This window comes from Streptomyces lothianensis, from assembly GCF_047779955.1.
Taxonomy (GTDB): domain Bacteria; phylum Actinomycetota; class Actinomycetes; order Streptomycetales; family Streptomycetaceae; genus Streptomyces.
Genome location: NZ_JBLMKT010000179.1, coordinates 1 through 226, shown reverse-complemented (window position 1 = coordinate 226; position 226 = coordinate 1). Strand labels below are relative to the sequence as shown.

At 54.4% G+C, this 226-nt stretch carries 1 protein-coding gene; it reads left to right on the top strand.

The features are described 5' to 3' along the window. A partial coding sequence (locus tag ACLF6P_RS30135; protein ID WP_415954609.1) for a hypothetical protein occupies positions 1–226 on the top strand: 226 nt, incomplete at both ends.

The following is a 226-nucleotide window of genomic DNA, read 5'->3' as shown; positions in this document are numbered from 1 at the left end:
ATATGCTCTACCCGGAGCGTATTTATCAGGAATTTGAAGGTGATAACGCCACCTGGTGGAACTTCGATCCGCGCGTTGAGTGGCTGATGGGCTACCTGACCAGCCATCGCTCTCAGAAAGTGCTGGTGATCTGCGCCAAAGCTGCCACTGCGCTGCAACTGGAGCAGGTACTGCGCGAACGTGAAGGTATTCGCGCTGCGGTGTTCCACGAAGGTATGTCGATTAT